The 8,721-nt window shown below is 71.0% G+C and carries 11 protein-coding genes; 4 read left to right on the forward strand and 7 right to left on the reverse strand.

The features are described from left to right. Window positions 1–87: 87 nt before the first annotated feature. Together ispD and D9R02_RS10340 are read right to left on the reverse strand one after the other, a co-directional pair. Entirely contained in the window at window positions 88–828 is a 741-nt protein-coding gene (gene ispD / locus D9R02_RS10335) for a 2-C-methyl-D-erythritol 4-phosphate cytidylyltransferase (protein WP_121566872.1), read from the reverse strand. A 13-nt stretch (window positions 829–841) separates the two neighbouring features. Further along, complete coding sequence (locus D9R02_RS10340; RefSeq protein WP_019310495.1) at window positions 842–1,327, reverse strand: CarD family transcriptional regulator; 486 nt, start codon at window positions 1,325–1,327, stop codon at window positions 842–844. Between the two features lie 197 nt (window positions 1,328–1,524). Here D9R02_RS10340 and D9R02_RS10345 point away from each other — a divergent pair, with 197 nt between their 5' ends. After that, a complete protein-coding gene (locus tag D9R02_RS10345; RefSeq protein ID WP_047978809.1) occupies window positions 1,525–2,064 on the forward strand; it encodes a hypothetical protein in 540 nt (179 codons plus the stop codon). 151 nt (window positions 2,065–2,215) lie between these two features. Here D9R02_RS10345 and D9R02_RS10350 read toward each other — a convergent pair whose 3' ends face one another. Further along, the gene (locus D9R02_RS10350; protein ID WP_070636686.1) at window positions 2,216–2,896 is read right to left on the reverse strand and encodes a winged helix-turn-helix domain-containing protein; all 681 of its coding nucleotides are present in this window, start codon (window positions 2,894–2,896) and stop codon (window positions 2,216–2,218) included. Continuing rightward, window positions 2,893–4,086: a sensor histidine kinase gene (locus D9R02_RS10355; RefSeq protein ID WP_070636685.1), complete on the reverse strand. Its 1,194-nt coding sequence runs from the start codon at window positions 4,084–4,086 to the stop codon at window positions 2,893–2,895. The genes D9R02_RS10350 and D9R02_RS10355 overlap by 4 nt, the downstream gene beginning before the upstream one ends. A gap of 222 nt (window positions 4,087–4,308) precedes the next feature. On the opposite strand from D9R02_RS10355, the gene phoU reads away from it, so the two are divergent. Further along, the gene (gene phoU, locus D9R02_RS10360; RefSeq protein ID WP_039101073.1) at window positions 4,309–5,007 is read left to right on the forward strand and encodes a phosphate signaling complex protein PhoU; all 699 of its coding nucleotides are present in this window, start codon (window positions 4,309–4,311) and stop codon (window positions 5,005–5,007) included. Between the two features lie 75 nt (window positions 5,008–5,082). Here phoU and D9R02_RS10365 read toward each other — a convergent pair whose 3' ends face one another. Next, window positions 5,083–5,841, reverse strand: a complete 759-nt coding sequence (locus tag D9R02_RS10365) for a phosphoglyceromutase (RefSeq protein ID WP_039101072.1) — start codon at window positions 5,839–5,841, stop codon at window positions 5,083–5,085. A 67-nt stretch (window positions 5,842–5,908) separates the two neighbouring features. On the opposite strand from D9R02_RS10365, the gene D9R02_RS10370 reads away from it, so the two are divergent. Then, the gene (locus D9R02_RS10370) at window positions 5,909–6,700 is read left to right on the forward strand and encodes a class I SAM-dependent methyltransferase (protein ID WP_070636684.1); all 792 of its coding nucleotides are present in this window, start codon (window positions 5,909–5,911) and stop codon (window positions 6,698–6,700) included. 98 nt (window positions 6,701–6,798) lie between these two features. Here the strand turns inward: D9R02_RS10370 and D9R02_RS10375 are convergent, their stop codons facing one another. Then, window positions 6,799–7,149 carry a DUF2516 family protein gene (locus D9R02_RS10375; RefSeq protein ID WP_039101070.1) on the reverse strand — a complete coding sequence of 117 codons (351 nt, stop codon included), beginning with the start codon at window positions 7,147–7,149 and terminating at the stop codon, window positions 6,799–6,801. Window positions 7,150–7,158: 9 nt separating this feature from the next. Continuing rightward, on the reverse strand, window positions 7,159–8,289 hold the full coding sequence (locus tag D9R02_RS10380; RefSeq protein ID WP_121566873.1) for a trans-sulfuration enzyme family protein: 1,131 nt from the start codon (window positions 8,287–8,289) through the stop codon (window positions 7,159–7,161). Window positions 8,290–8,384: 95 nt separating this feature from the next. On the opposite strand from D9R02_RS10380, the gene tmk reads away from it, so the two are divergent. Continuing rightward, window positions 8,385–8,721 (forward strand): dTMP kinase (gene tmk, locus D9R02_RS10385; protein ID WP_183085990.1); only part of this gene is annotated, 337 nt, incomplete at its 3' end.

An 8,721-nucleotide genomic window follows, 5' to 3' on the forward strand; every position in this document is an offset into this window, starting at 1 on the left:
GTCAGGGGACATGACGTCTCGGCATCCAGTGCCGCTGCCGGCGAGCACCGGGTGGCGGGTGCCCGGAGAATGTGGCTCGGCTGGGTTTCAGCCCCGCGCGTCCACCACGGCGCCTGCCAGCAGCAGATCGAGAGGGCGGGTGATCTTGAAGGACTCGACGTCCCCGGCCACGAGAACCACGGGGTGCTCCGGGGCGAACCGCTCCACCAGGCTGGCGTCGTCCGTGATGCCGGCTGGATCCTCCGCGCTGCGGTCCGGCAGCAGCCCCGCGGCCTCGTTCACGCGTTCCAGCAGTGCGCGGTCGAACCCCTGGGGCGTCTGGACGGCCCGCAGCCCCGCACGGTCCACCGTGCCGGTGCTGCACCCGCCGGAGTCCACCCCGCGCACCGTGTCCGTCACCTCGACCACCGGCACCACGGCCTCCGCGCCGTCCTGCAGGGCGGCGACCACCCGCTCGAACACGGCGCGCGGAGTGAGGCAGCGAGCGGCGTCGTGCACCAGAACCCGCTTCGTGTCCGGGGGCAGCGCTGCGAGGGCGCGGGCCACGGACTGCGCGCGCGTGGCACCGCCCGTGACCGCCTGGGCACCGCACGCTGACGCCACCGCGGTGAGCTCGGTGTCCCCCACCGGCACGGTGACCAGCAGCGACGCCGCGGGCAGGGCCTCGCGCACCGTGGCCAGCGCGTGCTCCAGCAGCGGGTGGCCGGCCACGGGCACGAGCGCTTTGGGCATCCCGTAGCCGAGCCGCGTGCCGGAACCCGCGGCGACGACAACGACAGCGAGCCCGTCCAGTGCGGACGGGCTCGCGAGGTCGTGGTGGTGCGTCACGGGAGGACGGGGATCAGGCCGCGGACAGGATGTCGTCCAGGCGCTTCTCCGCCTCTTCCTCGTCGATCTTCTTGGCCAGCGCCAGCTCGGAGGTGAGGATCTGGCGGGCCTTGGTCAGCATGCGCTTCTCGCCGGCGGAGAGGCCCTTTCCGCGGTCCCGGCGCCAGAGGTCGCGGACGACCTCCGCAACCTTGAGGACGTCACCGGAGGCGAGCTTCTCGAGGTTGGCCTTGTAGCGGCGGGACCAGTTGGAAGCCTCCTCGGCGTCCTGCGCCTGGAGGACCGAGATGACCTGCTTGAGGCCGTCCTCGTCCACGACGTCACGGACGCCCACGAGGTCCACGTTCTCCGCCGGGACCTCGATCATGAGGTCCCCCTGGGTCACCTTGAGCCGGAGATACATCTTCTCTTCACCCTTGACGGTGCGAGTCTTGATCTCCTCGATGGTCGCCGCACCGTGGTGCGGATAGACGACCGTTTCGCCAACCTCGAAAACCATGCACAAACCCCTTTCAGCCCGCCAAGTCTACCACGGTGTATGATGCTCGATTCCTCGCTCCCGGCCGTCCGCGGGGCGTCCTGCGGCCCCGTGAGACCGCGCCACGGGCGGCGCGGGGTTGCAGACGATCCGTGGCCAAACCGATAGACTGAGCGGAGATTGAGTCCCACCGTCAGAGAGCCCGAGGAGTTCGTGCCGTGAAGAACGCCGCCCACAAGAAGTTGCAGCAGCTCGGACTGGGCGCGGCAGCGCTTGCCGTCCTGACCGGCGTGAGCGGATGCGCGTACATCAGCCCTCAGGCCACCGCAGACACCTACGCACCGGCGGACGGTGTCCAGATGGACCTGGGAGACGTCCAGCTGCGCAACGTGCTCGTGGTCGCGGAGGACGCGGACTCCCAGGGCCGTGTGCTCGGCACCGTGATCAACAACGGCGACACCGCCCAGACCGTCACCATGGACGCGGACGGCGCCACGGCCACGATCGAGGTCCCCGCCAACCAGGAGGTCGTCCTGGAGAAGTCCAAGCCCGTGATGCTGGACAAGGCCGGCGCGGACCCCGGACTGATGGTGGACACCTCGTTCACCGCGGACGGCCAGGACAGCAACGCCTCCGTGCCCGTGCTGGACCACACCTACCCGCGCTACGCCTCCTTCGTCCCGGGTGGCGCTCCCACCACTCCGGCCAACCCCTCCAACACCAAGGCCCCGGAGGGCCACTCCGAGGGCGGTCACTGACCCACCCGTGACGGCGCTGCTGCCGTGACCACCAGAGGGGTCGCACCCGCGCGGGTGCGACCCCTCTGTCTGTGCCCGGTGCGCTCGTGCACTGGCCCCACTCTCACCGGGCCTTAGTGGTGCCCGGTGCCCGCATGAACCCGCGGCGCGCTCAGGCCTCGAACTTGTAGCCCAGCCCCCGCACCGTCACGATGTGCTGCGGTGCGGAGGGGTCCGGCTCCACCTTGGAGCGCAGCCGCTTGATGTGCACGTCCAGGGTCTTGGTGTCCCCCACGTAGTCGGAGCCCCACACCCGGTCGATCAGCTGCCCGCGGGTCAGCACCCTGCCCGCGTTGCGCAGCAGCATCTCCAGCAGCTCGAACTCCTTGAGCGGCATGGCCACGGGCTCGCCATCCACGTGCACCACGTGCCGCTCCACGTCCATCCGCACCGGCCCCGCGGCCACGGTGGCGGTGATCAGGTCCTCGGGCTCCGCACGACGCCGCAGCACGGCCCGGATGCGGGCCACCAGCTCGCGGGAGGAGTACGGCTTGGTGACGTAGTCGTCCGCGCCGAGCTCCAGACCGAGCACCTTGTCGATCTCCGCGTCCTTGGCCGTGAGCATGATGATCGGCACCGTGGAGCGCTGCCGGATCTGCTTGCAGACCTCGGTCCCGGACTGGCCCGGGAGCATGAGGTCCAGGAGCACGAGGTCCGCGCCCGATCGGTCGAACTCCGCCACGGCGCGGACGCCGTCCGCCACGACCGTGACGTCGAAGCCCTCACGCCCCAGGAGATAGGCCAGGGGGTCGCTCAGGGACTCCTCGTCCTCCACCATCAGAATCTGGGTCACGCGCGTTCCTCCACTCGCTGTCTTCGGTGCGCGCCACCGGACGGTGGCGGCCCGTTCTGTTCGTCGGGATCCTCCATGAGCGGGATCTGCAGGGTGAACGTGGAGCCCCGGCCCGGCTGGGACCACACGGAGACCTCTCCGCCGTGCTGCGCCATCACGTGCTTGACGATGCTCAGCCCCAGTCCGGTGCCCCCGGTCTGGCGCGAGCGTGCGCTGTCCACCCGGTAGAAGCGCTCGAAGATCCGGTCCTGCTCGGTCTCCGAGATCCCCGGCCCCTGGTCCGTGACCGTGATCTGCGCCATGCCGTTGCGCTCCCGCAGCCCCACGCCCACCCGGGTGTGCTCCGGGGAGTACCGCACGGCGTTGTCGATGAGGTTGCGCACGGCCGTGACGAGCATGTCCGGGTCCCCGAACACCGGGGTGTCGATCCGCCCGCCCACCTTGACCTCGATGTGCCTGGTCTCCGCCGCCAGCCGGTTGCGGTCCACGGCCTCGCCCACGGTGCGGTTCAGGGCCACCGCGGTGCCCTTGGACACCACGTCCGTGCCCTGGAGCCGGGAGAGCTCGATGATGTCCTGCACGAGCGCGCTCAGCCGCCGTGACTCCCGCTGCAGGCTCGCGGCGAAGTGCCGCACGGAGTCCTGGTCCGCCGCCGCGTCCTCGATGGCCTCGGACAGCAGGCTGACGGCGCCCACGGGGGTCTTGAGCTCGTGGGAGACGTTGGCCACGAAGTCGTTGCGGATGGACTGCGCGCGCACGATCTCGGTCTGGTCGTCCGCGAGCAGCAGGATGTACTCGTCCGCAATGGTCACCACCCGGATGTCGAGCACGATCACGCCCCGCTGCAGCTGGCCGCGGGTCAGCTCCAGCCGCTTCTCCTCCACCACGCCGTTGCGCCGGGTGCTGCGGACCATGTCCAGGAGCTCCTGGTGCACCACGGTGTGGCCGCGCACGATGCCGTACGCGTACGCCGCAGGAGAGGCCCGGACCACGCCGTCCACGCCGTCCACCACCACGTAGGCGAGTCCGAGTGCCGCGAGGATCTCCGCGGTGCCCTCCGGCAGGGTGGGCTCCTGGACGTCCGCATAAGCATGACGACGGCGCTGGCTCACCCGCACGGCGATCAGTCCGCTGATGCCGAGCAGGAAGCCGATGAACCCGGCCAGCAGGGCAATCGTCGTCTCGCTCACGGTGTCAGCTTAGACTCCCGGGTCGGCGCAGAGCCCCCGACCGACTGGTCCGGCCACCCGGTTCAGCCAACGTTCACCTGGGGATGGCGGCGCGTTCACGACCGCCTGTGAACCTGGTGAGACGTGTGCGACGTCGTCGCACCGATCCCCCGGTGGCACCCGACCCGCTCGAGACGCGTAGGCTACGGGACCAAGAACTGCCGTGAATGAAAGGACGCCCCTGTGCGCAAGGTTTTCCAGGCCGAGCTCCACCAGGTCGGTGAGGAACTGATCCAGATCGCCACGCTCGTGCAGCAGGCACTGGCCAGCGCCCGAACCGCCTTCCTCGACGCCGACATCCAGGTGGCCGAAGAGGTCATCTCCAACGACGCCCGCATCGACTTCCTGCAGAACGACCTGGACGAGCGCTCCATCGACATCCTGGCCCTGCAGGCCCCCGTGGCCTCCGACCTGCGCATGATCGTGGGCGCCCTGCGCATGAGCGCCTCCCTGGAGCGCATGGGGGACCTGGCCCGCCACCTGGCCCAGCTGGCCCGGCTGCGCTTCCCCGAGCCCGTCCTTCCCGAGGCCATGCGCGCCCACTTCGACGAGATGTTCGAGATCGACCTCAAGCTGATCTCCCGCGTGATCTCCGTGCTGGGCAACCGTGACATCAGCCAGTCGGACGAGATCTTCGCTCTGAAGTCGGAGCTGAACCTCAAGCACCAGCAGGTCTTCGAGATGCTCGCCGCCCCGGGGTGGGACTCCTCCGTGCCCACCGCGGTGGACGTGACCCTGGCCTCCCGCTACCTCGAGCGCATCGGCGACCACGGCGTCTCGGTGGCTCGCAAGGTGTCCTACCTGGTGACCGGGGACTGGGCGCCCGCCACGGACACCCACCCCACGGGCCACGGCCACTACGGCACCGACGCCGGGGAGTGATCCTGCGGGCCCCGGCCCGTTCTCGACGAAGGCCCCGCCCTTTCGGGCGGGGCCTTCGTCACGGGGTGGTGACCCCTACTTCTTGCCCTGGTTGGCCACGGCCTTGATGGACTCCGCGGCGGCGTCCGGATCGAGGTACCGACCGCCCGGGGTCACGGGCTTGAGGTTCTGGTCCAGCTCGTAGTACAGCGGGATTCCCGTGGGGATGTTGAGCCCGGCGATCTCCTCGTCCGAGATCCCGTCCAGGTGCTTGACCAGGGCGCGCAGGGAGTTGCCGTGCGCGGCCACCAGGACGGTCTTCCCGGCCTTGAGGTCAGGGATGACCTGCTCCTCCCAGTACGGCATGAACCGCTCCAGCACGTCCTTGAGGCACTCGGTGCGGGGCAGGTTGGCCACGTCCGCGTAGCGGGGGTCCCCGGCCTGCGACCACTCGGAGGAGTCGTCCAGCTCGGGCGGCGGGGTGTCGTAGGAGCGGCGCCAGGTCATGAACTGCTCCTCGCCGTACTCCTCGCGGATCTCGGCCTTGTTCTTGCCCTGCAGCGCACCGTAGTGGCGCTCGTTGAGACGCCACGAGCGCTTCACGGGGATCCACAGCCGGTCCGCGGCGTCCAGCGAGAGGTTGGCGGTGTTCATCGCGCGGCGCAGCAGGGACGTGTGGACCACGTCCGGCAGCAGCTGGTTCTCGGCCATGAGCTCGCCGCCCCGGGTGGCCTCGGCGCGCCCCTTCTCCGTGAGGGGGACGTCCACCCAGCCGGTGAAGAGGTTCTTCTCGTTCCACTCGGACTGGCCGTGGCGCAGGAGGATGAGCTTGTAAGTCGCTGATTCGTTAGCCATGGCTCCATTGTTCCACCCCTGACCACGCGGGGGAACGGGCGACGCGCACCGGACGTACAGTGGCCGTGTGCCCCTTCAGCAGCGCCCCGTTGGATCCGTCACCAGGGGCACCACCAACCCCAACCGGCTGCGCCGCGCGGACCGCTACCTCACGGGCGTGCTGGCCCCCGTGCTCCGCGGCGCCACCGATCCCCTGCTGGTGGACCTGGGCTTCGGGGCCGCGCCTGTGACCACGGTGGAGCTGTGGGAGCGCGCCCGCACCGTCCGGCCGGACGTGGAGCTCACGGGGATCGAGATCGACCCGGCCCGCGTGGCCGGCGCGCAGTCCCACGCCCGCCCGGGGTTGTCGTTCCAGCGCGGCGGTTTCGAGATTCCCACCGGCGCACGGTCGCCGGTCTTCGTGCGCGCGTTCAACGTGCTGCGCCAGTACCCGGTGGAGGACGTGCCGGCGGCGTGGGAGCTCGCGTGCTCCCGCCTGGCACCGGGCGGTGTGCTCATGGACGGCACGTGCGACGAGCTGGGGCGGCTGGCCACGTGGCTGTGCTGCACCGCCCAGGGGCCGCAGACCTTCACCGTCAGCATGCGCCCGGGCGCCTTCGCGCTGCCCTCGGACGTGGCCGCCCGGCTGCCCAAGGTCCTGATCCACCGCAACGTGCCGGGGGAGCGCGTCCACGACCTCCTGGCCGCCGCCGACGCCGCCTGGCTGGCAAACGCCGCACTGTCACCGTTCGGGCCGCGGCAGCGCTGGAACGCGATGTGCCGCGATCTGAAGGCCACCGGATGGCCCGTGCTGCACGGACCCGCGCGGTGGCGACTCGGCGAGCTCACGGTGCCGTGGGATGCGGTGGCGCCGCACTGAGCCGTGCGCGGCACTGCTCCGAGCGTGGACCCCGCTGGATCCCAGCGGGCCCGACGGACCACGCTGTCCGGGCGCTCAGCGCAGTGTGTTCGTCCGCGTCACCAGGACCCGGGATTCTTGGACTCCCCCGCCACGGCGGGGCGCACGTCTGCGAAGTACACACCGGCGATCGTGGCCGCAATGAGCATGAGGATCAGCGACCCGGTCCCCGGGATGCCCACCCGCAGGATCGACAGGGTGGAGAAGACCGCGCTGAACACGGTGACCACCGCGGCACCACCCGTGAGGGCGAGCCAGAAGGACTTGGTGCGCTTCCACGCCCGTTCGAACTGCACCGGGGAGCGCCGCACGCAGTCGAGTGCCGCGAGGAGGGCGAGCACTGCCACCACCACGGTGATGGCGTAGTCCAGGTAGTTCGCCAGAGTGAGGGCCCACGGGTAAGAAGTCACGGGAGCAGTCTACCGATCGGCGAGCGCGTCGAGCCCCGCGGCGAGGTCGCTCCACAGGTCCTCCACGTTCTCGATCCCCACCGACAGCCGCAGCAGGTTCTCGGGAACGGTGGTCGGCTCCTCCGGGTGCCGGCGCCGTCTCTCCACGAGGGACTCCACACCGCCGAGCGACGTGGCGGGGGTCCACACGCGCAGGCCCGCGACGAGGCGCTCGGCCGCGGCGGCGTCGTCGTGCAGCACCACCGAGAGCACCGCGCCGAAGCCGCCCGTCAGCTGCGCGGCGGCGCGCTGGTGCCCGGGATCGCCCGGCAGACCGGGGTAGCGCACCCGGGCCACGGCGGGGTGCTCCTGGAGCCTCAGCGCGAGCACCGCCGCGCTCGCCACGGCGCGTTCGAGGCGCACAGCGAGCGTGCGCAGCCCCCGCGGGGCGAGCCACGACTCGAAGGGGCCCGGGATGCCGCCCTCCAGGGTGCGCTGGGTGTGGAGTCGACTCCGCAGCTCGGGTGACGCGCACACCACGGCACCCATGAGGACGTCCGAGTGCCCCGACAGGTACTTGGTGGCCGAGTGCACCACGAGGTCCGCACCGAGTGCGAGCGGCTGCTGCAGCAACGGCGTGGCGAACGTGTTGTCCGCGCACGTAAGCACGCCCCGCGCACGGGCCCCCGTGATCAGCGCGGGGAGGTCGGCGACCTCCAGCATGGGATTGGTGGGGCTCTCGACCCACAGCAGGTCCGCGCCGGGCAGGGCGCGGAGCACGGCGGTGGTGTCCGCGATGTCCACGGCTCGCACGGTGAGGATCCCGCGGTCCTGCAGGCGCCGGGCCAGCTGCAGGGTGCCCTGGTAGCTGTGCCGCGGCACCACCACCGTGCCGCCCACCGGCACGAGGCTCAGCGCCGCAGCGATTGAGGCCATCCCCGATGCGTGGGACAACGCCGGACAGGGCGCACCCTCGAGCTGCCCCAGGACCTCCTCGAAGGCCTCCCACGTGGGATTGGCGGAGCGCGCGTAGGAGCGGTCGCCGTCCGCGACGTCCCCTGTCCCCCGGTACGTGGAGCTCAGCACCATGGGAGGGTTCACGGGGGCGTCGTGCAGGGGCTCGGGGCGGCCGCCCGTCACCACCAGGGTGTCCTTGTGCATGCCCGTCAGCCTACGACCGTGGGCCCGTGCTGTGCTGCCTGCCCAGCCCCGGGCGGGACCCGAGGGTGTCGGGGGCGCTGGCTAGAGTGGTGCGCGTGAAGGATTCAACGCGCGGGGCGCTCATCGTGTTCGAAGGCGGTGACGGCGCCGGGAAGTCCACCCAGGTCAGTGCCCTCGCCGCGGCCCTGCGCAGTGCCGGGCACACGGTCACGTGCACGCGCGAGCCCGGGGGCACGCCGCTCGCCGAGGCCGTGCGGGCTCTCGTGCTGGACCCCTCCCACGCACCGGTCGACGCCGCCACGGAGGCCCTGCTGTTCGCGTCCGCCCGCGCGGACCACGTGTCCCGCATGATCCGGCCCGCCCTGGCGCGCGGCGAGATCGTGCCTGGCTCTTATACACATCTCCGAGCCCACGAGACTAGCGCTCAGCTCG

This window comes from Kocuria rhizophila (genome assembly GCF_003667225.1).
GTDB lineage: Bacteria > Actinomycetota > Actinomycetes > Actinomycetales > Micrococcaceae > Kocuria > Kocuria rhizophila.